General features: G+C 64.2%; 20 protein-coding genes and 1 tRNA gene. 11 read left to right on the top strand and 10 right to left on the bottom strand.

Features of this window, described 5'->3' with window-relative positions; translation table 11 throughout:
• Nucleotides 1–339 precede the first annotated feature (339 nt).
• Nucleotides 340–1,353 carry a zinc-binding alcohol dehydrogenase family protein gene (locus JC616_RS21590; protein WP_227105373.1) on the bottom strand — a complete coding sequence of 338 codons (1,014 nt, stop codon included), beginning with the start codon at nucleotides 1,351–1,353 and terminating at the stop codon, nucleotides 340–342.
• 267 nt (nucleotides 1,354–1,620) lie between these two features.
• On the opposite strand from JC616_RS21590, the gene JC616_RS21585 reads away from it, so the two are divergent.
• A complete protein-coding gene (locus JC616_RS21585; RefSeq protein ID WP_107801872.1) occupies nucleotides 1,621–2,526 on the top strand; it encodes a LysR family transcriptional regulator in 906 nt (301 codons plus the stop codon).
• A gap of 383 nt (nucleotides 2,527–2,909) precedes the next feature.
• Here the strand turns inward: JC616_RS21585 and JC616_RS21580 are convergent, their stop codons facing one another.
• Nucleotides 2,910–3,359, bottom strand: a complete 450-nt coding sequence (locus JC616_RS21580) for a hypothetical protein (RefSeq protein ID WP_227105371.1) — start codon at nucleotides 3,357–3,359, stop codon at nucleotides 2,910–2,912.
• Between the two features lie 955 nt (nucleotides 3,360–4,314).
• Nucleotides 4,315–5,229: a LysR family transcriptional regulator gene (locus tag JC616_RS21575; protein WP_107800809.1), complete on the bottom strand. Its 915-nt coding sequence runs from the start codon at nucleotides 5,227–5,229 to the stop codon at nucleotides 4,315–4,317.
• Between the two features lie 128 nt (nucleotides 5,230–5,357).
• Here JC616_RS21575 and JC616_RS21570 point away from each other — a divergent pair, with 128 nt between their 5' ends.
• From JC616_RS21570 to JC616_RS21560, 3 genes are all read left to right on the top strand, one after another.
• Nucleotides 5,358–6,239 carry an MBL fold metallo-hydrolase gene (locus JC616_RS21570; protein WP_107802004.1) on the top strand — a complete coding sequence of 294 codons (882 nt, stop codon included), beginning with the start codon at nucleotides 5,358–5,360 and terminating at the stop codon, nucleotides 6,237–6,239.
• A gap of 182 nt (nucleotides 6,240–6,421) precedes the next feature.
• Nucleotides 6,422–7,126 carry a DsbA family protein gene (locus JC616_RS21565; protein WP_319792911.1) on the top strand — a complete coding sequence of 235 codons (705 nt, stop codon included), beginning with the start codon at nucleotides 6,422–6,424 and terminating at the stop codon, nucleotides 7,124–7,126.
• Between the two features lie 39 nt (nucleotides 7,127–7,165).
• Nucleotides 7,166–7,588, top strand: a complete 423-nt coding sequence (locus tag JC616_RS21560; RefSeq protein ID WP_227105369.1) for a nuclear transport factor 2 family protein — start codon at nucleotides 7,166–7,168, stop codon at nucleotides 7,586–7,588.
• 219 nt (nucleotides 7,589–7,807) lie between these two features.
• On the opposite strand, the gene JC616_RS21555 is transcribed toward JC616_RS21560, so the two are convergent.
• Together JC616_RS21555 and JC616_RS21550 are read right to left on the bottom strand one after the other, a co-directional pair.
• Nucleotides 7,808–8,887 carry a calcium:proton antiporter gene (locus JC616_RS21555; protein ID WP_107800807.1) on the bottom strand — a complete coding sequence of 360 codons (1,080 nt, stop codon included), beginning with the start codon at nucleotides 8,885–8,887 and terminating at the stop codon, nucleotides 7,808–7,810.
• 444 nt (nucleotides 8,888–9,331) lie between these two features.
• Nucleotides 9,332–10,708, bottom strand: coding sequence for an MATE family efflux transporter (locus tag JC616_RS21550; protein WP_227105367.1), 1,377 nt, complete (start codon nucleotides 10,706–10,708; stop codon nucleotides 9,332–9,334).
• Nucleotides 10,709–10,861: 153 nt separating this feature from the next.
• On the opposite strand from JC616_RS21550, the gene JC616_RS21545 reads away from it, so the two are divergent.
• On the top strand, nucleotides 10,862–11,479 hold the full coding sequence (locus JC616_RS21545; protein WP_107800805.1) for a TetR family transcriptional regulator: 618 nt from the start codon (nucleotides 10,862–10,864) through the stop codon (nucleotides 11,477–11,479).
• A 189-nt stretch (nucleotides 11,480–11,668) separates the two neighbouring features.
• Here the strand turns inward: JC616_RS21545 and JC616_RS21540 are convergent, their stop codons facing one another.
• Complete coding sequence (locus JC616_RS21540; RefSeq protein WP_227105365.1) at nucleotides 11,669–12,454, bottom strand: AraC family transcriptional regulator; 786 nt, start codon at nucleotides 12,452–12,454, stop codon at nucleotides 11,669–11,671.
• 350 nt (nucleotides 12,455–12,804) lie between these two features.
• A complete protein-coding gene (locus JC616_RS21535; protein ID WP_227105363.1) occupies nucleotides 12,805–15,054 on the bottom strand; it encodes a M9 family metallopeptidase in 2,250 nt (749 codons plus the stop codon).
• Between the two features lie 195 nt (nucleotides 15,055–15,249).
• On the opposite strand from JC616_RS21535, the gene JC616_RS21530 reads away from it, so the two are divergent.
• Nucleotides 15,250–15,334, top strand: a tRNA-Tyr gene (locus JC616_RS21530).
• Nucleotides 15,335–15,384: 50 nt separating this feature from the next.
• On the opposite strand, the gene fghA is transcribed toward JC616_RS21530, so the two are convergent.
• Together fghA and JC616_RS21520 are read right to left on the bottom strand one after the other, a co-directional pair.
• Nucleotides 15,385–16,218 carry an S-formylglutathione hydrolase gene (gene fghA, locus JC616_RS21525; RefSeq protein WP_227108615.1) on the bottom strand — a complete coding sequence of 278 codons (834 nt, stop codon included), beginning with the start codon at nucleotides 16,216–16,218 and terminating at the stop codon, nucleotides 15,385–15,387.
• A gap of 19 nt (nucleotides 16,219–16,237) precedes the next feature.
• Nucleotides 16,238–17,362: an S-(hydroxymethyl)glutathione dehydrogenase/class III alcohol dehydrogenase gene (locus tag JC616_RS21520; protein WP_227105361.1), complete on the bottom strand. Its 1,125-nt coding sequence runs from the start codon at nucleotides 17,360–17,362 to the stop codon at nucleotides 16,238–16,240.
• Nucleotides 17,363–17,490: 128 nt separating this feature from the next.
• Between JC616_RS21520 and JC616_RS21515 the strand changes: the two genes are divergently transcribed.
• The 5 genes from JC616_RS21515 (at nucleotide 17,491) to JC616_RS21495 (ending at nucleotide 24,724) form a co-directional block, all read left to right on the top strand.
• Entirely contained in the window at nucleotides 17,491–18,384 is an 894-nt protein-coding gene (locus JC616_RS21515) for a LysR substrate-binding domain-containing protein (protein ID WP_107800801.1), read from the top strand.
• A gap of 77 nt (nucleotides 18,385–18,461) precedes the next feature.
• Complete coding sequence (locus JC616_RS21510; RefSeq protein ID WP_227105359.1) at nucleotides 18,462–19,472, top strand: nucleoid-associated protein; 1,011 nt, start codon at nucleotides 18,462–18,464, stop codon at nucleotides 19,470–19,472.
• Between the two features lie 883 nt (nucleotides 19,473–20,355).
• On the top strand, nucleotides 20,356–21,609 hold the full coding sequence (locus JC616_RS21505; protein WP_227105357.1) for an EAL domain-containing response regulator: 1,254 nt from the start codon (nucleotides 20,356–20,358) through the stop codon (nucleotides 21,607–21,609).
• Nucleotides 21,610–21,683: 74 nt separating this feature from the next.
• Entirely contained in the window at nucleotides 21,684–22,340 is a 657-nt protein-coding gene (locus JC616_RS21500) for a response regulator transcription factor (protein ID WP_146176722.1), read from the top strand.
• 2 nt (nucleotides 22,341–22,342) lie between these two features.
• Nucleotides 22,343–24,724, top strand: a complete 2,382-nt coding sequence (locus JC616_RS21495; RefSeq protein WP_227105355.1) for an ATP-binding protein — start codon at nucleotides 22,343–22,345, stop codon at nucleotides 24,722–24,724.
• A gap of 202 nt (nucleotides 24,725–24,926) precedes the next feature.
• Here JC616_RS21495 and JC616_RS21490 read toward each other — a convergent pair whose 3' ends face one another.
• Nucleotides 24,927–25,826 carry a 4-deoxy-4-formamido-L-arabinose-phosphoundecaprenol deformylase gene (locus JC616_RS21490; RefSeq protein ID WP_227105353.1) on the bottom strand — a complete coding sequence of 300 codons (900 nt, stop codon included), beginning with the start codon at nucleotides 25,824–25,826 and terminating at the stop codon, nucleotides 24,927–24,929.
• Nucleotides 25,827–25,871 lie beyond the last annotated feature (45 nt).

The following is a 25,871-nucleotide window of genomic DNA, read 5'->3' as shown; positions in this document are numbered from 1 at the left end:
GCGGCGGGGCCGGAGGCGAAAGCGTGCGCATTCGTGATCTCGTTCCCCGGATTGTTAAAGACAGCCAGCAGGCCATTATTCCGCGCTGGCTGCGCCTTGTGAAGCGATTTCGGCGACGGACGGCGACGCTTAGCGCGCTGGCATGAGGCCGGCGGCGAGGCGCCGCCGCCGGCGCGATGGCGTGTATCGGTTCTTAGAAGGCGTTTACGCTCTCGCGAGCGAGAGCGGGGCAAGGCGAAAACGAGCGAAAAAGCGGAATGTACTTGTGGTACATGGGCATTTTGAGCTCGTCCTCACCGTGCAACGCTTCACGACGCGCAGCGGATCGCAAACCGGTTCTTAGAAACCCGAGAGCACGATCTTGCCCTTGGCCCGGTTGCTCTCCAGCAAGGCGTGGGCGCGTTTCAGATTGGCGGCGTCGACGCGGCCGAAGCGCTCGGCCACCGTGCTGCGGATCAGGCCGGCGTCCACCAGCTCGGCCAGCCGGTTCAGCAGGCGGTGCTGCTCAATCTGATCATCGGTGCCGAACAGCGAACGGGTGTACATGAACTCCCAGTGCAGCGACACGCTCTTGCGCTTCAGCTCGCGCACGTCCAGGGCCGCCGGATCGTCGATCAGCGCCAGCTTGCCCTGCGGCGCGATGGCGGCGGCGATCTCCTTGAAGTGGGCGTCGGTCTGGTTCAGGCTGGCCACGTAATCGACGCTGGGGTAGCCGATGCGCTTGAGCTCCTCGCTCAGCGGGAGGCGGTGGTCGATCACATGATGAGCGCCCAGCTCCTTGACCCAGGCCTGGGTTTCCGGCCGCGAGGCGGTGGCGATCACGGTCAGGCCGGTCAGCTGGCGCGCTAGCTGCACCAGGATGGAGCCGACGCCGCCGGCCGCGCCCACCACCAGCAGGCTCCGGCCGCTGGGCGCGCGGTTGTCCAGCACTTGCAGCCGGTCGAACAACAGTTCCCAGGCGGTGATGGCGGTCAGCGGCAGGGCGGCGGCCTGTTCGAAGTCCAGGCTGCGCGGCATGCGGCCGACGATGCGCTCGTCCACCGCGTGCAATTCGCTATTGGCGCCGGGGCGGTGCAGCGCGCCGGCGTACCACACCTTGTCGCCGGGTTGGAACAGGCTGACCTTGTCGCCCACCGCGCGCACCACGCCGGCGGCGTCCCAGCCCAGCACCTTGGGCTGGCCGGCTTCCGGCGCCGCGCCGGCGCGCACCTTGGTGTCCACCGGGTTCACTGAAACGGCTTTGACCTCCACCAACAGGTCGTGCTCGCCGATGGCGGGCTCGGGCAGCTGCACGTCCTGCAGCGATTCCGGGTGGTCGATCGGCAGATTCTGGTAATAGGCGACGGCTTTCATTTTGGCATGCTCCATAGCGTGTGGGCCGATAAGAGTCTGTTCAAAGTCTCGCGAGCAAGAGCGAGACAAGGCGAAAACGAGCGAAAAAGCGGAATGTACACGTGGTACATGAGCATTTTGAGCTTGTTTTCAACGCCGTATCGCCGAAGCGCAGCAGACTTTGAACAGGTTCTAAGGCCCGGTCTTGATGGTGCTTATGCTATTCCTATTCGACCCAACGAAAAGCCGGCTAAAATTCGATTCAGTTTCAAAAAAATTTTGACGATCATGGTCCGTTTCGAAGATTTGCAGGTATTCGTCCGCGCCGCCGACAACGGCAGCCTGTCCGCCGCCGCGCGCCAGCTGGATCTGAGCCCGGCGGTGGCCAGCGCGGCGCTGAAGCGGCTGGAAAAAACCGTGGGCGCGCAATTGCTGGCGCGCTCCACCCGCAGCCTGCGGCTGACCCTGGCCGGAGAGCGCTACCTGGCCCATGCGCGCGCCGCGCTGGAGGCGGTGGAGGCCGGCGGCCAGGCGCTGGCCTTGCAGCGTCAGGCTTTGAGCGGGGAGCTGTCGCTGTCCATGCCGTCGGACCTGGGGCGCAGCCGGCTGCGCGGCTGGCTGGACGCCTTTCTGGAGCGGCACGCCGGCCTGCGCCTGCAATTGCGGATCAGCGACCGGGTGGCGGATCTGTACCGGCAGCCGGTGGACGTGGCTCTGCGCTACGGCGTGCCGGAAGACTCCAGCCTGGTGGCCCTGCCGCTGGCGCCGGACAACCGGCGGGTGCTGTGCGCGTCGCCGGACTATCTGGCGCGCCACGGCCGGCCGCAATCGCCGCAGGAACTGCGCCGCCATCAATGCCTGCGGCTGGTGTTGGGCGCGGCCTTGCACGAGCGCTGGAGTTTCAGCCAGGGTCCGCTGCGGGAGCAGGTGACGGTGGACGGCCGCCGCCAGAGCGACGACGGCGAGGTGGTGCGGCGCTGGGCGTTGGAGGGTTTGGGCATCGCCTATAAATCGCGTTTGGACGCGCTGGACGATCTGCGCGCCGGCCGTTTGCTGCCGCTGTTGGAAGATTGGCAGACCGAGGCCACGCCGCTGTGTCTGGTGATCCCGCATCGTCTGATGCTGTCGCCGGCGGTGGCGGCGCTGCGCGAGCATTTGCAGGCATGCCTGCAGGATTACCTGGCCGCGCCTTGAGTGTTGGTTTTCGGTGGGGGAGTGTGGTGGGTATCGCCTGCGGCTCCACCCACCCTACAAGACCATCCGCCGTAGGGTGGGTGGAGCGCAGCGATACCCACGCGGAAACGAGATGGGATTGATGCTTGGGTCTTGGCGGCGGGCTTTGGTGGGTACCGCCTATCGGCTCCTCCCACCCTACAAATACCCCCGACCAAACCTCCTGCCGTAGGGTGGGTGGAGCGCAGCGATACCCACGCGGAAACGTGATGGGATTGATGCTTGGGTCTTGGCGGCGGGTTTTGGTGGGTATCGCCTATCGGCTCCACCCACCCTACAAATACCCCCGACCAAACCATCCGCCGTAGGGTGGGTGGAGCGCAGCGATATCCACCGCAAGGCGCTTAGCGGTTTCGCAGGCGGATGCGGCGGAAGCGCGCTTCCAGGCTGAAGCGCCGTCCCAGCGCCAGGTAGATCTGGTGCTGGCTGTCCACATGGCGGTAGACCCGGACCCGGTCGGCGCCCAGCAGCATCATGATTTCCAGATAGTTGAAGAAACCCATCCACTGGCCGCGTCCGGCGCGGTCGTCAAAATCGATGTCGCGCGCCACGCGGCTGAGCAGGCCTTTGCCGACGTATTCCCGGTTGTCCTTCAGCCATTGCAACAGGTGAGCCGCGCATTCGCGGCCATAGGCGTGGTCGGCGAGGAGATCCTTGCCGGGCGTAGGCATTTGCCAGTAATGCGGGTAGGTGCGGCCGGGGCAGAAGCGGACGAAGGGCAGCAGTGCGCTCTGTTGTTCCAGAGCGTTCAGTTTGTAGCGACGGCGCGGGGGAAAGTTTTGAGGCTGTTGCATGGTGTTTCTCCTGGTGAATAACACAAGATGAAGCACCTGAGCCCAAAAGAGGGAACAGGATTGGCGTCTAATAAATTACGTCGGCTCATGGGCCACCATGCGCCTGCCGAATGGCACTGCCATGGCAAAGCAGCCCACGCAGCACGCTGCGTAGGCCTGGGGGTAATGCTAGCGACGGGACGCCAATCCCGTGTGCCGCTTGTTTTGGCGGCAACGTGGGGATTGTTCCTGAGGGGGCGGGCGGGGTCAAGGTGGGGTGGTTGCTTTGCTTGAGCGTGGCTTACTTGTTGAGTGATCTGGTTTTGAATCCGCTTCGCGGATATTGATTTAGGTGCCGCTTTCCGCGCTGACCGAGCGAGGCAAGCGCAGCGTCGCGAGGGAATAAGACGGGGAGGGGGCGGGCCGCCGCCTCCTTTCATCCCCCCTCGTCCCCCAGGGCGCGAAACCCGGAGCGCGCCCCGAGGGGACACTTGGGCGCTACACGAGGTGGTCTTTTTTGAATTAAGAGGGGTGGTTTAGCGAAGTGGGCCATTCTTGTGGGTAACTTGGCCTATTGCTCTTATCTGTGGATAAGTCTTGTTTCCTAAAAGAAAGCATGTATCCGACGCGCCCCTGGTCCCTTCAAGCCTGCCGTCGGGTGGCAGGCCCGAGGTTTTAAGCGGCTGCTTGTTCGAGCACCGCGACGGTAGCGCGCCATCACTGAGCGAATCAGAGATTCGCACGTAGAGAGTTCAGCCGCGCCTCGGGCCTGGGGGGAACCGGCGGGAAGCCGCAGGCCAGGCTTGCAGGGCGGCCTTTGGGGTGTCTACGTGCGAATCTTTGATTCGCTCAGTGATAGGGAATTTGGCCGAGTTGTTCCCCTTCCTGCCTGCCGGGCAGCCCCGGCAATGAAAATCATCATCCGCGTAGCGGATTCAAATCCCTTACCTAGCCGAAGCAAGCACCCCTCCCGACCTCAGCCGCCAGCGGTACGCGCCTGCCAGGCCGGATCGCTGGCGAAACGCTCCACCAGAAAATCCAGCATCGCCCGCAAGGTGGCCGGCATCTGCCGGCGCGAAGCGTAAATACCGTAAATGCCCAACTCCTGCGGCTGATACTCCGGCAACAAAGCCACCAACTGACCGCTGGCGATCAGCGGCGCGGCGGAATACAAGGGCTGCAAGGCGATGCCCGCGCCGGCCGCGGTGGCGGACAACAAGACCATGGACTCATTGGCGCTCAGATTGCCGCTGACCGGCACCGCCAACTGCTCGCCGTGACGCTGGAAACGCCACAAGCTCTTGCCGAAATAGGAATAGGTCAGACAGTTGTGTAGAGACAAATCCTCCAGCCGCTTGGGCGCGCCGTGGGCGGCCAGATAGGCGGGAGAGGCGCAGATCACCGACGCGCAACTGGCCAGCGGCCGCGCGATCAGACTGGGGTCCAGCGCATTGGTGATGCGGATGGCCAGATCGATTCTTTCTTCCACCAGATTGACCGCGCGGTTGCTGATCTGCAGATCGATGGCGGTTTGCGGATAGCGGCGCAGAAACTCGGTCACCGCCGCCGCCAGCGCGTCCTGAGCCAGAGACTGCGCGCAGCTGATGCGCAGCAGGCCCTGCGGCTGACCGGGGTCCGCGCTGTTGGCCGCCGGCATCTGCCCGGCGATTTCCAACATCTGCCGGCAACGCGCCAGCGTCTCCTCACCGGCCGGAGTCAGGCTCAGCCGCCGGGTGGTGCGGTGCAGCAGCCGGGTGCCGGCCCATTCCTCCATTTCCGCCAGATAGCGGGTGATCATCGCCCGCGACATGTCCAGCGTATCCGCCGCGGCCACCAGGCTGCCGCGTTCGGTAATGGTCACAAACACTTGCGCCGCGGTGATCCTATCCATGATTCGCTCGATTCATGCAACTAACCATTGCTTATTATCCGGTTTTTGATTCGAAAATAGCAATCTATGATTCACATCAGGCTTGCTACCAAGCCGACCGATCTCAAATTCACCAAATGGAAACCATCATGATCCAACACCGCATTTCCGGCAGCTTTGTAGCAGGCGCCCTGTTGATGTCCGCCGCCTTCGCCCAAGCCGACGCTTTGAAAGTCGATGTCTACAACCCCGGCGCCAAGAGCCTGTTCCCGGTGTCCTCGGAATTGGTCACCGGCAAGAGCGAGGCCGTGCTGATCGACGCCCAGTTCCAGCGCAACGACGCCGAGGCCCTGGTGGCCAAGGTCAAGGCCAGCGGCAAGAAGCTGACCACGGTGTTCATCTCCCATCCGGACCCGGACTTCTACTTTGGCCTGGATGTGATCAAGGCCGCTTTCCCGGACGCCAAGGTGCTGGCCACCGCCGCCACCATTGAAGCGATCAAGGCTTCCAAGGACGGCAAGATGGCCTACTGGGGCCCGATCCTGAAGGACAACGCGCCCAAGACCGTGATCGTGCCGGAACCCATCCAGGGCGACACCCTGAAAGTGGACGGCCAGAAACTGCAGGTCATGGGTCTGAAAGGCCCGACTCCGGACCGCACCTATATCTGGGCGCCGTCGATCAAGACCGCGATGGGCGGCGTGCTGACCTACGGCAATATGCATGTCTGGACCGCGGACACCCAAACCCCGAAAGACCGCGCCGACTGGCAGAAGTCGCTGAAAAACCTGCAGGCGCTGAAGCCCAAGGTCGTGGTGCCCGGTCATTTCCTGAACAACGCGCCGCATACCCTGGCTTCGGTGAAGTTCACCAGCGACTACCTGAAAACGCTGGAAGCGGAACTGCCCAAGGCCAAGAACTCGGCCGAGCTGGTGACGGCGATGAAGCAGCGTTATCCGAAGCTGGACGGCGTGGCGGATCTGGAACTGAGCGCCAAGGTGCTCAAGGGCGAGATGAAGTGGCCGCAATAAGGCTCTGAGGGCAGCCAGCGAAAGTCCTGATGCTGCGCGGCGCCGACTTGCCGTACTCCATGTACTGCCGGCGTCGGCGCGCCTTGCCTCAGGATTCGTTTGCCGCCCTTGATGCTTTCTACGTCTGATGATTTGAATGTATGGCCGCCCGCGTTGCGGGCGGCGCAAGAAAGGAAACCGCCATGTCCGGCATTATTTTGCACACTATTTTCGATCCGCTCTGCGGCTGGTGCTACGGCGCCGCGCCCTTGCTGGAAGCCGCGCGCGGCGTGCCGGGCCTGACGGTGGCGCTGCACGGCGGCGGCATGATGGTGGGCGCCAATCGCCGCCGGGTCAGCCCTGAGTGGCGTCAATTCGTGCTGCCGCACGACCGCCGCATCGCGGAAGTCTCCGGCCAGCCTTTCGGCGAAGCGTATTTCGACGGCCTGCTCAAGGACCACGGCGCGGTGATGGATTCCGCGCCGCCCACCACCGCCGTGCTGGCGGCGGAGGAAGCGGCCGGCGGCGGGCTGGAACTGCTGCATCGCATCCAGCGCGCCCACTTCGTGGAAGGCCGCCGTATCGCGGAATTCCCGGTGCTGGCCGAACTGGCCGCCGACATCGGCCTGGACGCGGAGGCTTTCGCCGCGGCTTACCATCGCCTGGAAGGCCCGGCCACCGACGCCCACTTTGAGGAAAGCCGCCGGCTGTTGGCCCAAGTGGGCGGCCAGGGCTTCCCCACGCTGGCGCTGGAGGAAAACGGCCGGCTGACGGTGCTGGACCTGGGCGCTTATCTGGGCCGGCCGGACGCTTGGCGCGCCCGCCTGAGCCAGGCCGCGTCCAGCGCGGCGCCGGCCGCGGCGGAGACGCTGGCTTGCGGGCCGGACAGCTGTGTGTTGCCGCAATGAAGGAAGGGCATGAGCAAACCGATTTTTGGATGGAACACCATGAACGCTAATCAAACCCCGGGCCAGGGCCACCTGAGCAATGTGGACATCGTCCGCGCCACCTATGAAGGCGATTCCGAGGCCAACGGCCGCAATCTCTTGGCCGCGCTGGCGCCGGACGCGGAATGGACCGAAGCCGCCGGCTTCCCTTACGCCGGTACTTATGTCGGCGCGGAGTCCATCGTCAAGAACGTGCACGAGCGGCTGGGCCGCGAGTGGGAAGGCTACCGCGCGGCGGTGGACAGCTTCTACGACGCCGGCGAGCATGTGATCGCCCAGGGCTTCTACCACGGCGTTTACCGCGCCACCGGCAAGGGCTTCGTCGCCTCTTTCGCCCACATCTACACGCTGCGGGACGGCAAGATCGTCAAGTTCGTGCAGATTGTGGACAGCGCCAAGGTGCTGGAAGCGATGTCGGTCTGAGAACCGGTTTACGATCTGCTGCGCGTCGTGAGGCGTCACACGGTGAGTACCGGCTTCGAAATGCTCATGTACCGTGTGTACACTCCGCTTTCTCAGCCGTTTTCGCCTTGTCTCGCCTTAGCTCGCGAGATCATGAACCGGTTCTGAGAACCAGGTCCGCCAATGAAAAAACCGCCAGCCGGCAACGGTTGGCGGTTTTGTTTTGCGTACAGCAGGCGCTCAGGGGCTGATGGCGAAGAACACGAAGGACGCGAAGATCACCAGGTGGACGATGCCCTGCAAAATGGTGGTGCGGCCCACCGCCAGCGACATCGAGCTGACCAGCAGGGTCAGCACCAGGAAGATGGTTTCCTTGTTTTCCAGGCCCAGGATCAGCGGCTCGCCCATCGCCACGAAGATCATCGCCACGGTGGGAATGGTCAGGCCGATGGAGGCCAGCGCCGAGCCCAGCGCCAGGTTGAGGCTGGTCTGCACCCGGTCCGCGCGCGCGGCGTTGGCGGCGGCCAGGCCTTCCGGCAGCAGCACCAGGGCGGCGATGATGATGCCCACCACGGCGGCCGGCGCGCCGGCGGCGGCCACGAAGCCTTCGATCGACGGCGACAGCAGCTTGGCCAGGCTGACCACGCCCACCAGGCAGACCAGCAGCAGCGCCAGGCTGGTCAGCGTGACTTTGACGGACGGCGGCGGCGCGTGCTCGTCCTCGCTGCGGCTGCCTTCCAGCAGGAAGTAGTCGCGGTGGCGTATGGTCTGCACAAAGACGAAGGCGCCGTACAGCACCAGCGACACCACGCCGGTGAAGGCCAGTTGCGAGGAGGACAGCAGCGGGCCGGGCTCGCTGGTGCCGTAATTGGGCAAGACCAGCGCCAGCACGGAGATGGCGGCCAGCACGGTCAGAGCCACCTTGGCGCCGCTGAGCTGGAAGTTCTGTTCGCGATGGCGCAGGCCGCCCAGCAGCAGGCAGATGCCGACGATGCCGTTGCAGGTGATCATGATGGCGGAAAAAATGGTGTCGCGCGCCAGCGCCAGCTTGCTTTCGCCGCCGGCCAGCATGAAGGAGACGATCAGCGCCACTTCGATCACCGTCACCGCCAGCGCCAGGATCAGCGTGCCGAACGGTTCGCCCACCTTGTGCGCCACCACTTCTGCGTGATGGACGGCGGCGAAGACGGTGCCGGCCAGCAAGACGGCCAGCAAGGCGGTGAACAGCGCGGAGGCGGCAAAGGTGGGCGCTGCCACGATTGCGGCCCAGGCGACAAGCGGGGCGGCGACGGTCCAGCGGGGAATGGTGGTCAGAGACATTGTTTTCCTTGTTATTGACGGGTTGGAGTCAAGCCGCGGCGCGGGCGCCGACAGACGGGTGCTATCACTATACGAATCGGCCCGGGATCCCGCGACCCCTAAGAACCTGTTTACGATCTGCTGAGCGTCGTGAGACGTCACACGGCGAGTGCGCCTTCGAAATGCTCGTGTACCCCCTGTACATTCCGCTTTCTCAGCCGCAAGGTCTGGTCTCGCCTTAGCTCGCGAGATCGTAAACACGCCTTAAGACGCTGTTCAACGCCTTGTCTGAGACGTGGAACAGGCTTTAAGCGCGGCGGGGCGCGGCCGGGGGCCGAAGCGGGGGGCAAGAGCAAGGAGGCGCGACGTGCGCGCGAAGGATATAGACAATGGCAATTGGAACCGGTTCGCCAATGTCTAAAAAAAATGGCCGGAAATCCGGCCATTGGTTGAGAACGGAAGCGATCAGGCCGCGGTCGCCGGCTTCTCTTCGCGTTTCAGCCGGCGCAAGGCGCTCCACAAGGCCAGCGCGGCGGCCGTGCCCAGCAGCAGATTGACCAGCGGCATCGCCAGCCAGACGCCGTCCAGCGCCAGCCACAGCGGCAACAGCCACAAGGCCGGCAGCAGCAACAGGGTCTTGCCTATGGTCAGCAGCAGCGCCGCCCGCGTCATCGCCATCGCCTGCAGCGCGAGAATGCCGATGATCACCAGGCCGTCGAAGGGCATGGCCAGCAAGTGCAGGCGCAGCGCGTGGCTGCCGGCGGCGATCAGCGCCAGGTCTTCGCTGTTGTACATCCGCACGATCAAGGTGGGGAACAGCTGCACCGCCGCCAGAGCGGTGAACCCCAGCAGCAGGGTGACGCGCAGGCCGTAGCGCAGCGCTTCGCGGGTGCGTTCCGGCCGGCCGGCGCCGGTGGAGTGGCTGAGCAGCGGCTGCAGGCCCACCGCCAGCCCGTGCACCACCAGGGTGAACAAGGCCTCGCTGTAGCCGGCGGTGGCGTAGGCGGCCACGCTCAGGTCCGTGCCCCAGCGCAGCAGCTGGAAGTTGTGGGCGAACATCAGCAAGGCCAGATTGAACTCCATCAGCAGGCTGGACAGGCCCAGCGCCAGGACGGGGCCGCAGCAGCGCCAGTCCAGCCGCAGGTGCGTCAAGCGCAGGCGCAGCCGCGCGTGGCGGGTGAAGAAATAGCCGAGGCCGCCCAGCATCACCACCGATTCGGACAGCAAGGTGGCCTGGGCCGAGCCGGCCAGGCCCAGCTTGAACACGCCGACGAACAGGTAATTGAACACCACGTTCAACAGCGAGCCTATCACCATCAGCAGCGTGGCCAGCCGCGGGCGGCCGTCGTTGCGCAGCAGATAAGTGGCCACCATCTGGCCCATGGTGAACAGCGCGCCGCCCAGCATCCATTGCAGGTAGTTGCGCGCTTCCGCCATCACGATAGGCTGCTTGTCGGCTTGCAGCCATTGCAGCAGGGTGTCCAAATAAGTAAGGCCCAGCAGCGGGATGGCCAGGCTGATCAGGGCCAGCAGCGCCAGCGCTGCCAGCAGGGTGGAGCGCGCGCGATCATAGTCGCCGCCGCCTTGCAAAATGGCGATGCGGGTGGCCGCGCCCATGCTCAGCATGGCGCCCAGGCCCACTTGCATCATCACCAGCGGGTAGGCCAGCGAGATGGCCGCCAGGCCGTGGCTGCCGACGAAGTGGCCGACGAAGATGCCGTCTATGACCACGTAAAGGCCGGTGGCCAGCATACCGGCGAGGGAGGGAATGGTGTATTGCCAGAACAGTTTGGACACCGGCAACGTGTCCAGATCGCGGTGGTTTGTCGTTGTGTGTGACATGGGTAGTGCCTAAGAAGAGTTTCAAAAGATCGAGGGACGCCAGGCCGGCGCGCCTTGCCTTGAGCGCATCGTGTGTCGTCCGTTTAATTAATCAATCACGCTTGATTAATTAATCCTTTGAGGTAGCATTCGGGGAAAAGTTCAGAGGCGGATATGGCCAGGAAAACCAAGGAAGAATCGCAAAAAACCCGGGACGCGATCCTGGACGGCGCGGAGCGGGTGTTTCTGCGGCAGGGCGTGGCCAACGCCACCATGGCGCAAATCGCCGACGAGGCGGGGGTGTCGCGCGGCGCGGTCTACGGGCATTACGACAACAAGATGGAAGTGTGCCGGGCCATGGTGGACCGTGTGTTCGAACTGGACGCGCTGCGTTTCCCGGCGGAGCGGGCGTCGGCGGGCGAGACCCTGGTGGCGGTGGGCATGTATTACCTGCGCCAGTTCCACGAACCGGGGCCGGCGCAGCGGGTGACGGAGTTTCTGTACCACAAGTGCGAGCGCAACCGGGAGAACCGCGGCATCCTGCGCCGCCGCGAACTGATGGACCGCGCCACCATGCACTATGTGCGCCGCCAGCTGCGGCGCGCCATCGCCCAGGGCGAGCTGCCGCGGGATATCGAGGTGGGCATCGCCGCGGAGTTCCTGGTGCGCTTGTTCGAGGGCATGTACGGGATGCTGGACGGCGGCAAGGCGCCGTTTGCGGCCTGCGAGCGCATTCTGCGCGCGGCCTGGCAGAGCGTGGCGACGGTGGCGGCCTGGCGGGGCGGGGCCTGAGAAGCCGTTCGATGTCTGCTGCGCGTTGGCGGGATGAATAGATAAAGGGCGTTGAAACCGGCCACGAAATGCTCATGCGCCGTATGCGCACTCCGCTCCTTCAGCGGTTTTCGCCTTGTATCGCCTTAGCTCGCGAGACCGTGAACACGTTCCGGGAACCCGTGCGAGGTCCGTCGCGCTACGGCCTGGTCAGGGGCTGGAGGCCCAGGCGGCCGCGCCCATGGTCGCCGCGGCGGGCGGCGTCCGCAGCCGCAATTGGCGCGGACTGAGGCCGAACATTTGCCGGCACAGCCGGTTCAGCGCGCTTTGATCGGAAAAGCCGCAGCTGGCGGCGATGTCGGCCAGCGGCCGGCCGCTGTGCTGGATGGCGTGGCAGGCGGCTTCCATCCGGGTGCGGCGGATGAATTCGCCGACGCTGGCCTGGAACACCCGCTTCATGCGGCGGTCCATCTGGCCGATGCTGAGGCCGGACAGATCGCACAGCTCCTCCAGGTGCAAGGGGCGGTCGAAATGGGTCTGGATGTGATCGACGCAGGCGGCGAAGCGCTCGTCCAGCAGTTTTTCGCGGGTCAGTTCGGTCAGGTCTTTGGAGATGCAGACGAGTCCGAGCAGGCGGCCGTCCGGGTCGTGCAGAGATTGCTTGTTGGTCAGGCACCAGCCGGGCGCGCGGTCGTGGTAGACGGTGAGGTCCAGCCGGTTGCGCACCGGCCGCCGTTCAGAGAACACCTGCAAATCCTGGCTGCGGTAGCGGTTGGCCATGGCGCTGGGAAACAATTCGTGCGCGGTCTTGCCTTCCGCCTGCCATTTGTTGCGCAGCGCGCAACGGCCGACGCAGCCCTCGCTCAAGGCCAGGTAGCGGCTGTCCAGGTCCTTGACCGCGAACACCACGTCGGGCAACTGATCGAACAAGGCCGCCATCGCCTGCATGGCGTTCAGATCGCTGACGATGTAGGGGCGTTGCGGCGGCATGGACATGGCGGGCGGCCTTTTAAGCGGTTTACGGTGTGTTGCGCTCCAAGGAAACAGCCGGCCGCCTGAGGCGGACCGGGCTATCCAATCTTGATGTCATTCATTAAGCATTGTTTGAAAACAAAATGCATTAATTCAACCCATTTTGCAAGTCCGCCGCGGACGGGCCGCGGCGGCTTGGTTTGGCGAGGCGGGCGCCGGGCTTTGAACCGGCCTGGGAGCCTGCTCACGGTCTCGCGAGCGAGGGCGGGGCAAGGCGAGAACCGCCGAGAAAGCGGGATGTGCAAACGGCACATGAGCATTTCAAAGCCGTACTCACCGCGTAAGGCCCCGCGCCGCAGATCGTAAACGGACTCTTAGTCGTAGCTGGCGCTGACCGTGACGTTGGCGAAGGGCTGACGCGCCTGCAGCGTCAGGTAGTACCAGCGGCCGGTTTGCGGCGCGGCGATGGCCACGCTTTCCTCGTTGCCGGCGACGGCGGACGCGTAGTCGTAATTGCCGGGCGTCGGGTAGCGGTCCAGCGCCACGTAGAGATCGACGTCGCCGCTGCCGCCGCTGGTCCACAGCTTGAGGTTGCGCGCGCCGGCCGGCAGCAGGATGGTGGCGTAAGCCGCGCCGGACGCGGAGGCGGAAAGGCCGCCGATGGAGCAGTTCTTGCCCAGATAGCTGGGCGAAGCCTCCTTGCACGGCGGCAGGCCGGGCTCGGACGGCAAGGGCGGCTGGCCGGCGGTGGAGGCGCTTTGCGCCCAGCTGGCGAACTCGGCGTCGTAGCGGCTGCCTATCAGCTGGATCTGACTGCGGTAGCCGTTGTAATCGCCACTGCGGAAGCGGGCGAGGAAGCCGTCCACGTCGCCGCGGTGGCGCTCCATCATGAAGCGGGTGGCCATATAACCCCAGCGATAGGCGCGGGTCACGTAGTCCGTCATGTCGTAGGTGTTGCCGAAGATCTGGCTCAAGGTGTAGTTGCCGCTGCGGGCGGCGTCGATGGCCGGCTGGTTGCCGTTGCCCAGCGACAGGTATTCGGCCAGCCCTTCAATCCACCAGACCGTGGGCAGACGGGTGCTGGCGCCGAAGTCGCCGTACATGTCGAAGCGGCCGTCCAGGTAGTGGATGTATTCGTGTTCCAGGTTCCAGACTTTGAAGGCGGGGCGCAGCCAGGAGGCTTCGTGGGCGATGAAGCGCGCCTGGTTGCCGGCCGCGGCCGGGTCGCCTTCCAGATACATGCCGCCGTTGTCGGTGCTGATGCCGTAGATGATGGAGGCGTATTTGGCGTAGTTGTTGTAGTCGTCGAACACCACCACTTCCAGCGAGCTGTTGTTGTCGTTGGCCACCGGCTGCTTGCGGGTCTGCAGCATCTGATGGAAATAGGACTCTTCTTTTTGCAGCAGCGCGCAGGAGGACTGCAGTTGCTCGGCGCTCATTTCCTGGGCGCGGATGCGGATGCTGGCGCTGCAGGTGTAGCGGTTGACCAGGATGGCGTCGGCGAGCCGGGTTTCGAAATTGCAGGTGCCGTAGTCGGCGCAGTTGGCGGCGTCGTAATACTTGACCGCTTCGGCGGCGGCCAGCCACAGCTCATTGTCGTTGCCGCTCATGCTGCTGCCGGACAGTATGGCCTGGGCTTGCGGCTTGATCGCCGGCTTCAGCGCCGGGTATTGCATGAAGCGCAGCCCTTCGCGGGTGGCGTCGCCCAGCTGGAAGGCGCTTTCGGTGCCGAGCAGGCTGCTCTTGTTGGCCAGGGCGAAGCGGGTCAGCGCCGCCGAATAGCTGCCGTCGTTCTGCAGCAGCGGCGCGGCGTTGGCGCGGCCGTGGGCGTAGAAAAACACGGTCAGCGCGCCGGTGAAGCCCTGGTTGGCGGTGGTTTCGCGCAGGGACTGGGCGGCGTTGGGCTGGCTGGCGCTATTGGTGTAGCGCTGCACGATGGCGCGCATGCTGGGCAGGTAATAGGCCTCGTCCGCCATATTGGTGATCAGCTTCATCACCTCGCCGGCGGTGGTGGAGGCCTGGGCGTTGGCGGAGAACAGCGCGTTGCCGTCGGCCAGTTGCTTGATGCCGGGACGCAGCACGGCGAGCAGATTGGGGTCCAGCGCCGGCAAGGCGCCGCCGCTGGCCAGGTAGTAGCCGGCGCGCAGGTAGAGGGTGAGGTTGACCAGGGCCATGGAGCCGGCGTTGTAGGCGGCGGCCTCCTGAGCGAAGCGGCCGGCGACGGCGTTGAGATTGGCCGCGCTGTAAAGCGTGGCGGCCAGCTTGCTGTCCAGCGAGAACAGGCCGTAGGTGCAGGTGTAGTCGGGCAGGCCGGCCAGGTAGTTGGCCAAGGCCGCGCCGCTGTAGCCGGCCATGGCGCCGACATCCGGGCATTGCGCGACGGCGGCGCGTCGGATCAGCTTGCTTTTGGGCTTGCCGATCACCGTGCGGTCGTCCGGCAACTGGTAGCGGGATTGCGCGTCGCTTGGCGGACGCTGTTGCCATTGCCGCGGCGGCGGCGCTTGTTTCGGCCGGGCTTGCGCCTGGTGCGGTGCTTTTTGCAGCTTGGGCGCGGCCAGCGCCGGCTGCGCCAGCAAGGCGGCGGCCAGGCTCAGGCACAGGGCGGCGAGAGAAAGGGTCTGCATGGCTTGTCTCCGTATGTCGGGGCGTGTCCCCGATGGCGAGATCATGCCAATGGCACGGCGCGCTTTCTTGGCGCGCTTGAGCGTCCGCGCGCGCAGATTTGCCAAATCCGCGGCTGGAGACGGCGCGTCGGCGGAGGGGATTGCGCGCAGGTGATTGACGCCGTCGCCGCGGAGCTATATTATCCGCCTCTCTCTGGAGGGGTTCCCGAGCGGTCAAAGGGATCAGACTGTAAATCTGACGGCTCTGCCTTCGAAGGTTCGAATCCTTCTCCCTCCACCAGATTCAACAAAAAAGCCAGGCTATGCCTGGCTTTTTTGCGTTCCGCCGTCTCACAAGCCGAGGTGGCGCGCGTGGAAGCGCAACTGCTCCTCGATCAGGCTGGCGACGAAGTAATAGCTGTGGTCGTACTCGGCGTGGCGGTGCAGTTCCAGCGGGTAGCCGCAGTCCCGCGCCGCCTTCTCCAGCGCCTCCGGCTGCAATTGCACGTCCAGAAAGCTGTCGGCCAGACCAATGTCCACGCGCAGGGGCAGTTGCCGCGGCGCGTGCTTGAGCAGCAGGCTGGCGTCCCAGGCTTCCCAGGCGGCGCGGTCTTCGCCCAGATAGGCGGCGAAAGCCTTCTGCCCCCAGGGCGCGTTGACCGGGTGGCAGATGGGGCTGAACGCCGATGCCGAGACATAGTCCTGCGGCCGCTTCAGCGCGCAGATCAGCGCGCCGTGGCCGCCCATGGAGTGGCCGGACACCGCGCGCAGTCCGGTGACGGGGAAGTTGGCCTCGATCAGCGCCGGCAGTTCCCGGCTGACGTAGTCGTACATCCGGTAGTGACGGTCCCACGGCGCCTGAGTGGCGTTCAGGTAAAAGCCGGCGCCCTGGCCCAGATCGAACGCTTCGTCGTCCGCCGCCTCCGCGCCGCGCGGGCTGGTGTCCGGCGCGACGATGGCCATTCCCAGTTCCGCGGCCACGCGTTGCGCGCCGGCCTTTTGCATGAAGTTCTCGTCGGTGCAGGTCAGGCCGGACAGCCAGTACAGCACCGGCACGCGCCGGTTGGCGCTGGCCTGCGGCGGCAGGTAGACGGCGAAGCGCATCCGGCAGCCCAGCGTCGTCGAATCATGCAGATACTGCCGATGCCAGCCGCCAAACGATTTGTTGGCGCTGATGTTTTCCAGGTTCACGCGGCTCTCCGGCTCAGTAATGGATCACGGAACGGATGCTCTTGCCCTCGTGCATCAGATCGAAGGCTTCGTTGACGCGCTCCAGCGGCATGGTGTGGGTGATGAAGTCGTCCAGGCGGAATTCGCCCTTCAGATAACGCTCCACGTAGTCCGGCAGCTCGCTGCGGCCGCGCACGCCGCCAAAGGCGGAGCCGCGCCATACCCGGCCGGTGACCAGCTGGAACGGGCGGGTGGAGATTTCCTGCCCGGCGCCGGCCACGCCTATGATCACCGATTCGCCCCAGCCCTTGTGGCAGCACTCCAGCGCCGCGCGCATCACCTTGACGTTGCCTATGCATTCGAAGGAGAAGTCGACGCCGCCGTCGGTCATGTCCACGATCACGTCCTGGATGGGCTTGTCGAAATCGTTGGGGGTGACGCAATCGCTGGCGCCCAGCTTTTTGGCCAGTTCGAACTTGCTCTCGTTGATGTCGATGCCGATGATGCGGCCGGCGCCGGCCATGCGCGCGCCGATGATGGCGGACAGGCCGATGCCGCCCAGGCCGAAGATGGCCACGCTGTCGCCGGCCTTGACCTTGGCGGTGTTGATCACCGCGCCCATGCCGGTGGTGACGCCGCAGCCCAGCAGGCAGACCTCTTCCAGCGGCGCGGCCGGATTGACCTTGGCCAGCGAGATTTCCGGCAGCACCGTGTATTCGGCGAAGGTGGACGTGCCCATATAGTGATAGATGGGTTTGCCGTCCTTGGAGAAGCGGGTGCTGCCGTCCGGCATCAGGCCCTTGCCCTGGGTGGCGCGGATCTTCTGGCACAGATTGGTCTTGCCGGACAGACAGAATTTGCACTCGCGGCATTCCGGGGTGTACAGCGGGATCACGTGATCGCCCACCGCCACGCTGCTGACGCCGGGGCCGACGGATTCGACGATGCCGCCGCCTTCATGGCCCAGGATGCAGGGGAACACGCCTTCCGGGTCTTCGCCGGACAGGGTGAAGGCGTCGGTGTGGCAGACGCCGGTGGCCACCATCTTCACCCGCACCTCGCCGGCGCGCGGCGGCTGCACTTCCACTTCTTCTATGCTCAGCGGCTGGCCGGCGGCCCAGGCCACGGCGGCCTTGCACTTGATGATGTCCTGGCTCATGAGCCCTCCTTGGTATTGGATCGCCGCCGCGGGCCATAGGCCGGGCGACGGCAAAACTTTGATTGTATTTCTCGGGTTTGAATAGATAATCGTGGCAATTGGTAAATGATTTTTTCCGAGGTGGAATAATGCTGGGTTGGGAAGGCATCTGCGAGTTCGTCAGCGTGGCGGAACAGGGCAGTTTCACCAAGGCGGCCCTGGCGCTGGGCATTTCCGTCGCCCAGGTCAGCCGCCAGGTCACGCAGCTGGAGCAGCGCTTGGGCGCCAAATTGCTGTACCGGACCACCCGTCATCAGGCGCTGACCGAGATCGGCGCGTTGTATCTGCGCCACTGCCGGCAGCTGCTGGATTCGCTGGAGGAGGCGGAACAGGCGATCTCGCGCCATCAGGCGCAGCCGCAGGGCAAGCTCAAGCTGACCGCGCCGCTGGCTTACGGCCAAAGCCATATCGCGCCGCTGTTGACCCGTTTCCTGCAACGCCATCCGCAGCTGGAGGCGAGCTTGAACCTGTCCAACCAGGTGCTGGACCTGGTGCAGGACGGTTACGATCTGGCGATCCGCATCGGCCATCTGAGCGACTCCACGCTGATGGCGCGGCGGCTGGCCTCGCGCCGGCACCATGTCTGCGCCGCGCCGGCCTATCTGGAGCGCTGCGGCGCGCCTTTGGAACCGGCGGACCTGGAGCGCCACAACTGCCTGTCTTTGAGCGGCGAACACTGGCATCTGCTGGACGGCGGCCGCAGGCGGCAGGTGCGGATCAAGGGCAGCCTGCGCTGCAACAGCGGCCACGCGCTGGCGCACGCGGCGCGGCTGGGCCTGGGGCTGGCGCAATTGCCGGATTACTACGTCGCCGCCTATTTGAGCAGCGGCGAGCTGATCGAGGTGCTGGCCGATTACCGCGAGCCGGAAGAGGGTATCTGGGCCTTGACGCCGCATAACCGCCAGCTGTCGCCCAAGGTTCGGCTGCTGATGGACTTTCTGGCGGACTCCCTGACCGACGATCCGCTGGCCTTGCCGGAATAGCCGGCCGCTTTCGCGGTTGCCAAGCCCGGGCGCAGTGGCAATAATCGCGCATTCGATTTTTAGGCGGGAGCGCGGAAATGTTGGCGATTGGCGAATGCAGGGTGGAGCGGCTGGTGGTGCACCGGGTGGGCAATGCCGCGCGCGGCGAGGGCGCGCGCCTGTCCGAGCGGGCCAGCTCCGTGGACGAGGAAGTGTCCTCGCTGTTGCTGGGCGGTTATCTGAAGAACATTGTGTCGGACAAGCGCCAGCATCAGTTTTTCCATGAGTCCGACCTGAATCTGAACGAAATCTACCATTACACCCGGCAGTTCTTCCGCGGCGAGCTGGATTTCCTGGCGGTGTCCCAGCGCATCGCCAAGCATTTGTACGCGCGTTCGCAGCACCCCAACATCAACGCCGGCGATTTGCTGGTGATCCTGTTTTCCGGTCTCAACGACGGCGATCGCGAACTGCGCGCGCTGGGGGTGTTCAAGTCCGAAATCCGCGACGACTTCCTCACCGTGGTGGAGTCCGGCGATGTGTTCGACATCAGCCACGCCTCGGGCATCAATCCGCGCTTGATCGACAAGGGCGCGCTGATCCTGGAGCACGGCCCCACGGTCTACGCGGTGGACCGGCTCAGCCGCGAGGCCAAGTTCTGGCTGGACGATTTCCTGAAAGCGATGCGGGTGCCGGACAAGGCGTCCAGCAGCAAGATGATGGCCAGCGTGGTGGAGCAGCTGTCGGAGGAGATAGAGGACCCGCTGCAACAGGCGCGCTTCAAGGATGAATTCCTCAATCTGGTGAGCAGCGAGGAAGACGTGTCGGCCCGCCAACTGGCCAGCGCCGCCGAGAAGTTCGTGCCGCGCGAGCAGGTGGACCAGGCCATGGGCTCCGCCGCCGAATCCTACGGCTTCGCGCTGGACGAGGAGGCGAAGCTGCCGGCCAAGGGCATGGCGCGGCAGCTGGAAAAAACCCTGTCCAAGTACGGCGTCGGCCACGGCATCAGCGTGCTGCTGCCCACGGGCATCACGTTGAAGAATATCCAGTCGCAGAACGACGGCGAGGGCGAGTTGACCCTGACCCTGCGCCTGAACAAGCGCGGCTGACCGCCCGCGGAGTCTTGCCGCGCCGGCTTAGAGGCCCGGCGCGAAACCGTCCGCCAGATTTCAGGCCAGGGGGCGTTGCCGCCTGGTCCTGCTCTAAGCTGTTCAAAGTCCGCTGCGCGGATAAAGCCTTGTACGGCGAGTTCAGCTTAGCCATGCCCATTCTCTCTTTGCGATTCCGCTTGCTGCGCCATAAGGCCTGGTCTCGCGCTCGCTCCCCGGCGCTTATTGTTTCCCTTTCCCAATCCATTGCCGGCCGCGTTTGTCCATGCCGCTTGGAGTCCGCGTGTGTGTTTGACGCTTTCCATTCGTGATGATGCCGGTTTTTAATGTTTAATTGATTCCTGTTTTTATATTGTAAATATATTTAAAAAACAAAAATGACAATTGGATTTGTTTTTAAGATAAATCCTATATTTGATTTCAGCGGATTTTCTTATCATGGCGTCTACAAGCCCTAAATAGAACGGCGTGATTCAGTTTGATTCCACACCCGAGCAGGCGTCTCCGGAACGATGACCATAGGACGCGCGGGTGTGCTGCGCGCTGTGAATTGAACCGATATGGCCGGCTCATTGAATGACGGCTCTTGCTTGGCGATGTCAATTAAGCGGGCAGCGGCAGCGTGGTTTCCCGCCGCTGCCGGGCGAGGGCGGAGAAGCTTGCCGGACCGGATTTTCGGCCTTGAATGATTTTTTTAGATTCATTGACCTTGGCCGCGTCCTTCCGGCAATGTGCCGCCACATTGTCATTATCGAATTAGCTAAAGCAAGTCCGGAAATTAAGCTGATCAATCGTATGCTTTTTGGGATGTTGAAACGTGACAGCGCGCCAACGCGGGCGTGGCGGATATTCAGCTGTCGGTATTCCAAATGGTAGGGAATCCATGGAAAATCTTAATGTCATGGTGGTGTCCGGATCATCGCGGGACAATGAGCGCCTTCAGCGCATGCTGTCGCAGGCCGGCATTCGCAATATTCGCCATTGCGGCCATATTCGTGAGGCGGAACAGCAATTGCTGCGCGAGCCGGTGGATTTGCTGGTGTGCGATATTCAGATGCCGGACGGCGGCGGCGCCGAATTGATCGCCAAGGTGCATGCTGGCGTGCGTCGCGGCGAACTGGCCGACGCGCCCATGCTGTTGTGGCACAGCGCCGCGGGCAAGCTGTTGCAGGAGTCGCACGTCAGGCTGGCGCGCGAGGCCGGCTTCAACTACGTCTGGGCGGCGCATCCGACCATGGACGACGGCGAATGCGCGCAGTTTTTGCGCCAGGTTGAACTGGCGCGCGCGGCCATGGCCGAGGCGGCCAGAGTCAACGGCGTGCCGGGGCGCTTGGGAACCCGGCCTTTCAGCGAGCAGGAGGTGATCGAGGCCTTGTGCTCCAAAGGCAATATCTCGATAGACCTGCAACCGCAGGTGCGCTTGAGCGACGGGGTAGTGGTCGGCGCCGAGGCGCTGGCGCGCTGCATGCACCCGACGCGGGGCAATATCCGGCCATCGGTGTTTCTGCCGGTGGTGAGCAAGCTGGGCCTGGATCTGCTGCTGTTCTTCCATGTGCTCAGCGGGGTGATCTCCACCCAGCAGGCGCTGAACGCGAAGGGCGTGCGCTTGCCGATTTCCATCAACGCGTCGGCGGCCACCCTGGCGTCGCCCAATCTCGTGCGCGAGATCACCATGCGCTGGGACAAGACCAAGCTGGAACGCTCGCTGCTGGTGATCGAGCTGACGGAAAACCTGGAGCCGGAAATCGGACTCGATTTGATGGTGGCGCTGAACCAGCTGCGCGCCAATGGTTTCGACATTGCCTGCGACGATTACGGCATAGGCATCTCCTCGCTGAAGATGTTGTCCGCCATGCCGTTTTCGTCCTTGAAGCTTGATCAATTATTCGTCGCCTCGATGCTGGAGAGCTCGCGGCATTATGAAATCGTCCGCTCCTCCATCCTGCTGGGCAAGGAGTTGAATCTGCAGGTGGTGGCCGAGGGCGTGGAGAGCACGCGCCACGTCAAGGCCTTGCGGGAGATGGGCTGCGAGACCGGCCAGGGCTTCGGCCTGTACCGCCCGATGGCGCCGTCGCGCTATATAGAGCTGGCGCGGCAGGCGCCGGAGGAGTGGAGCGCGCGCGGCGCGGGCGATTAGGCGCGGCCCCAAGGCGTTCCGCCGGGACAGGGGATGCGGCGGGAAGCGAATTGGTCAACTTTAACGAGAACGGCATGAGAAAAAGAATATCGCTGATGATTCTGGATGACCATGACGTGGTCAGGGTGGGGCTGGAGGCCAAGCTCAAGCAATACCCGGAGTTCGAGATTGTCGGCAGTTTCGCGCAGAGCACCCAGTTGCTGGCGGTTTTCCGCAAGCGGCTGCCGGATGTCTTGTTGATGGATTTCTCCCTGGGCAGCAACGAGGTGGACGGACTGAACCTGATTCAGTCCATCAATGTCCGTTATCCGGAGTGCAAAGTCCTGGTGCTGTCGTCGGTGGACCTGGTAGGAACGGTCAATCTGATGCTGCGCGCGGGCGCCAGGGGTTTTTTCAGCAAGTCGCAGCCGGTGGACGCGCTGGCGGGCGCCATCCACAGCGTTTATGCCGGGCGGGTGTATCTGACCGTCAAGATGATGAGCGAGATGAATCTCTTGCTGTCGGGCGACATCAAGCTGGAGGAGGGGCGGACGCTGGACCCGTATGCGCGTTTGTCGCCGCGGGAGCGCGAGGTGGTGCGCTGCTGTCTGGACGGCATGAGCACCAGCCAGATCGCGGAGAAGTTCTCGCGCAGCATCAAGACGGTCAGCACTCAGAAAAAAGCGGCTTTCCAGAAACTGGGCATCAATACGGACAGGGAGTTGTTTTTATTGAACTCCAAATTGGAGTAGCGGTGCGATTTCAACATTTGAGCGGCCTGCTCGTCCTGTGCGGCGTTTTGTCCGCTTGCGCCGACCAGGGCAGCAAGATCCCGCTGAGCCGGGAGGAAGAGGCCTGGGTCAGCCGGAATCCGGTGGTGGACGTGTACGTGCTCAGGTCCAAACCGGCGGCCAAGCGCAAGAACAGCAACGTCCATTACAAGGGGGTCGAGGCTTTTTTCCTGCAGTACGTCAGCGAGAAAAGCGGTTTGCGCTTCAATATCGTGCAAGTGCATTCGGCGCAGGCCCTGATCGAGGCCAGCGGCAATGGGCGGGCGATGATGCTGGCCAGCATCAATCAGGACGCGATCGGCGAACTGAACCTGAACAAGAATTACTACTTCACCCAGCCGTATTCCTCGCAGCCCTTGATGGCGATCACGCGCCGCGACTACCCGGTGGTGTTCGACCACGACAATCTGCACGGGCGCAAGCTCGCCTTCATCTTCAACGACAACTCGCGCTCCTGGCTGTTGGGCGATCACGCCAACCCGGACCTGGTGGCGGCGGAGACGCCCACTCAGGCCTTGCTGGCGATCCAGGACCGGAGGGCGGACATCGGCCTGGTGCCGGAAAGCTATGCGCGCTTCCTGCTGAATTACCGTTTCCCCGATCTGAGCAGCTCCGGCGCGCTGCCCGGCTATTACGCCATTTACCGGATGGGGGTCAGCAAGCACCAGCCCTTGCTCTACGCCATCCTGCGGCGCAGCCTGGACACGATGTCGGCCGACGACGTCGACGCCGCCCGCTCCGCCTGGGAGGAGCAAGTGGCGCCGCGGCCGTCCGTCTCCAGCGTGTTCAGGAGTTACGCCGGCGAAGGCACCCTGCTGGTGCTGCTGTTCTTCGTCCTGCTGCTGGTGATACGCACCACCACCTTGCTGCTGCGCAAGGCGAGGACGGGCGAAGCGGCCAAGAGCGAGTTTCTGGCGGTGGTCAGTCATGAAATCCGCACGCCGATGAACGCCATCATCGCCGCCGGCGAACTGCTGCAGACCATGTCCTTGGGCGAGAAACAGCGGGAGCTGGTGCTGCAATCCAATCTGGCGGCCAGCAGCCTGCTGCAACTGCTCAACAATATTCTCAACGCCTCGCGGCTGGACGCGGGCCAGGAAAGCCTGGACCCGTCCTTCGTCAACGTCGGCTCCATTCTGGAAGACCAGGTCAGGCTGTACGCCTTGGCGGCCAAGATGAAGGGGCTGGAGCTGCGCTACGTCCATGCACTGCCGGAGCGCGCCTTCTGGCTGGACGCTTCGCATTTGCAGCGGGTGCTGCACAATCTGATGTCCAACGCGATCAAGTTCACCGACAAGGGCACGGTCACGTTGAAGGCGGACTTGCGCCGCGGAAAATCAAGCCGCAAGCGCGGCGTGCTGGTGTGCCAGGTGATAGACACCGGCATAGGCGTGCCGCTGGCGGCGCAGAAGAATATTTTCGACGCTTTCGTGCAGGCGGACTCCGTCGCCACCCGCAAGTTCGGCGGTTCGGGGCTGGGGCTGAGCATCTGCAAGCGTTTGGTGGAGTTGATGCAGGGGCGCATCACGCTGGACAGCGACGGCGCGTCCGGGACCATTCTCACCATCAAGCTGCCGGTGCGTTTGGGGCCGGCGCTGGTCAAGGAGGCGGCGGAGGAAGAAGCCTCCGGCCCGCCGCAGGCGGTGGGGCAGGGGCAGCTGGTGCTGGTGGTGGAAGACCATCCGGCCAATCAGCTGATGATTTGCGAGCAGCTGCGCCAATTGGGCTGCCGCGCCACGGTGGCCAGCACCGGCATGAGCAGCTTGTCCATCCTGAAGGAACACCCGGAGGTGCGCTTGATCCTGATGGACTGCAGCCTGCCGGACATCAGCGGTTACGAGGCGACGCGGCGCATCCGCGCATGGGAGCGCGAGGAGGGCGGCGCTTTGCTGCCCATCGTGGCGATTTCCGCGGCCAATGACGATCTGCACCGGGAACGGTGCATGGACAGCGGCATGAACGGCGTGCTGGTCAAGCCCCTGCGGCTCAGGGATTTGCAGCATATCTTGCTCATGTGGCTGCCGGACGCGGCGCCGGTCTCCGAGGCCGTCGAATCTCCGCCCCAGGTCAGCGGTCTATGGCAGATGTTCATCGAGCATAACGAGCGCGATTACCGCCAGGCGGTGCGGGCGGTCCAGCACGCTCACTGGTCCACGGCCAGCCAGCATCTGCACCGGATCTCCGGCGCGGCCTTGACCATGGAGCAGCGCGAGCTGGCGGAATTGGCGCGGGAACTGGAGGGCATGCTGTTGCAGGGCGGCGCGGAAGGCTTGGAGGAGCACATGGACGCTTTGCGCGCGATGCTGGACCAACTGGCCGCGCAGACGCCGCCGGCCGGGAAATGAAACCGGGCGGCGGCTGGGTGGGCTGTCGTTTCAGTCCTAAAAGATAGAACACTGGTTCTTAGAACGTGTTTACGATCTCGCGAGCTAAGGCGAGACAAGGCGTTGCGGCTGAGAAAGCGGAATGTACGCGTGGTACATGAGCATTTCGAAGCCGTACTCACCGTGCCACGTCTCACGACGCGCAGCAGATCGTAACAGGTTCTTAGGCTTGCAGCGCCAGCGTGCCGCTGCGGCCGGGAATCTCTCCCATCACCACGCGGCCGGCGGGCAGCGCGGCCGCGTCCAGGCTGCTGAACAGCTCGATGCAGCTGCACAGCTGATAGCCCTGGGCTTGCCAGCCCACCAGCAGATGCTCGAAGGTATAGCCCAGACGCAGGCCTTCCAGCTCGGCGTGCAGGGTGTACACATGGCCGGTGGCCGGCGCTTCTTCGGTCAGCGCCAGGATATGGTGATGGACGTTGTCGGCGGTGAGGCCGTCCAGGCCTATCAATTCGTCCAGCGTCGGCAGCGTGGTGGGCAGCTGCGGCACGCCCAGGGGCTGGCCGGCGTCGTCCATCGGCTGGAAGGGGTGGCTGCCGCGGCCGTCGGACGCGTAAAGCATGCCCAGTTCGCGCTCATAGGCCAGCGCCGCGTCGTTGATCTGCCAGCCGGCCGCGCCGTGGGTGCGCGCCGGCTCGCCGAAGATCTGTTCGAAGCGCTCGGCCGCCTTGCGCATTTCGGCGCGGGTCCAGGCGGCGTCCTTGCCGGCGACGTAATCCTGCCACTTGATGTGGTCCCAGGTGTGAATGCCGACCTCGAAGCCCTGCGCGCGCACTTCGCGCATCAGTTCCGCCTCGCGCTTGCCGATGTCCGGGCCGGGCAGCACGGTGCCGTAGAGCAGGGTGCGGATGCCGTAGTGCTCCACCACCGAAGTGCGGGACACCTTGGACAGGAAGCCGGGACGGAACACCCGCTTGATCGCGCGGCCGGTATGGTCCGGGCCCAGGCTGAACAAAAACGTGGCCTTGGCATGATGCTGCTGCAGCATGTGCATCAGCCGCGGCACGCCGTCGCGAGTGCCGCGCCAGGTGTCGACGTCGATTTTAAGGGCGAGTTTTTTCATGGGGTATCTCTGAAACCGGCGCCGGGCATTCTATCTCGCCTGGCG

Origin of the sequence: Chromobacterium rhizoryzae (assembly GCF_020544465.1) — a bacterium.
In the GTDB taxonomy this organism is placed as follows: domain Bacteria; phylum Pseudomonadota; class Gammaproteobacteria; order Burkholderiales; family Chromobacteriaceae; genus Chromobacterium.
The sequence above is the reverse complement of the archived record's forward strand: the minus strand, read 5'-3'. Positions and strand labels throughout refer to the sequence as shown.

What these genes read in the sequence shown, in the direction of transcription:
- JC616_RS21590 (WP_227105373.1), bottom strand. Translation starts at nt 1,353, where the DNA reads ATGAAAGCCGTCGCCTATTACCAGAATCTGCCGATCGACCACCCGGAA.
- JC616_RS21585 (WP_107801872.1), top strand. Translation starts at nt 1,621, where the DNA reads ATGGTCCGTTTCGAAGATTTGCAGGTATTCGTCCGCGCCGCCGACAAC.
- JC616_RS21580 (WP_227105371.1), bottom strand. Translation starts at nt 3,359, where the DNA reads ATGCAACAGCCTCAAAACTTTCCCCCGCGCCGTCGCTACAAACTGAAC.
- JC616_RS21575 (WP_107800809.1), bottom strand. Translation starts at nt 5,229, where the DNA reads ATGGATAGGATCACCGCGGCGCAAGTGTTTGTGACCATTACCGAACGC.
- JC616_RS21570 (WP_107802004.1), top strand. Translation starts at nt 5,358, where the DNA reads ATGATCCAACACCGCATTTCCGGCAGCTTTGTAGCAGGCGCCCTGTTG.
- JC616_RS21565 (WP_319792911.1), top strand. Translation starts at nt 6,422, where the DNA reads ATGTCCGGCATTATTTTGCACACTATTTTCGATCCGCTCTGCGGCTGG.
- JC616_RS21560 (WP_227105369.1), top strand. Translation starts at nt 7,166, where the DNA reads ATGAACGCTAATCAAACCCCGGGCCAGGGCCACCTGAGCAATGTGGAC.
- JC616_RS21555 (WP_107800807.1), bottom strand. Translation starts at nt 8,887, where the DNA reads ATGTCTCTGACCACCATTCCCCGCTGGACCGTCGCCGCCCCGCTTGTC.
- JC616_RS21550 (WP_227105367.1), bottom strand. Translation starts at nt 10,708, where the DNA reads ATGTCACACACAACGACAAACCACCGCGATCTGGACACGTTGCCGGTG.
- JC616_RS21545 (WP_107800805.1), top strand. Translation starts at nt 10,862, where the DNA reads ATGGCCAGGAAAACCAAGGAAGAATCGCAAAAAACCCGGGACGCGATC.
- JC616_RS21540 (WP_227105365.1), bottom strand. Translation starts at nt 12,454, where the DNA reads ATGTCCATGCCGCCGCAACGCCCCTACATCGTCAGCGATCTGAACGCC.
- JC616_RS21535 (WP_227105363.1), bottom strand. Translation starts at nt 15,054, where the DNA reads ATGCAGACCCTTTCTCTCGCCGCCCTGTGCCTGAGCCTGGCCGCCGCC.
- JC616_RS21520 (WP_227105361.1), bottom strand. Translation starts at nt 17,362, where the DNA reads ATGAGCCAGGACATCATCAAGTGCAAGGCCGCCGTGGCCTGGGCCGCC.
- JC616_RS21515 (WP_107800801.1), top strand. Translation starts at nt 17,491, where the DNA reads ATGCTGGGTTGGGAAGGCATCTGCGAGTTCGTCAGCGTGGCGGAACAG.
- JC616_RS21510 (WP_227105359.1), top strand. Translation starts at nt 18,462, where the DNA reads ATGTTGGCGATTGGCGAATGCAGGGTGGAGCGGCTGGTGGTGCACCGG.
- JC616_RS21505 (WP_227105357.1), top strand. Translation starts at nt 20,356, where the DNA reads ATGGAAAATCTTAATGTCATGGTGGTGTCCGGATCATCGCGGGACAAT.
- JC616_RS21500 (WP_146176722.1), top strand. Translation starts at nt 21,684, where the DNA reads ATGAGAAAAAGAATATCGCTGATGATTCTGGATGACCATGACGTGGTC.
- JC616_RS21490 (WP_227105353.1), bottom strand. Translation starts at nt 25,826, where the DNA reads ATGAAAAAACTCGCCCTTAAAATCGACGTCGACACCTGGCGCGGCACT.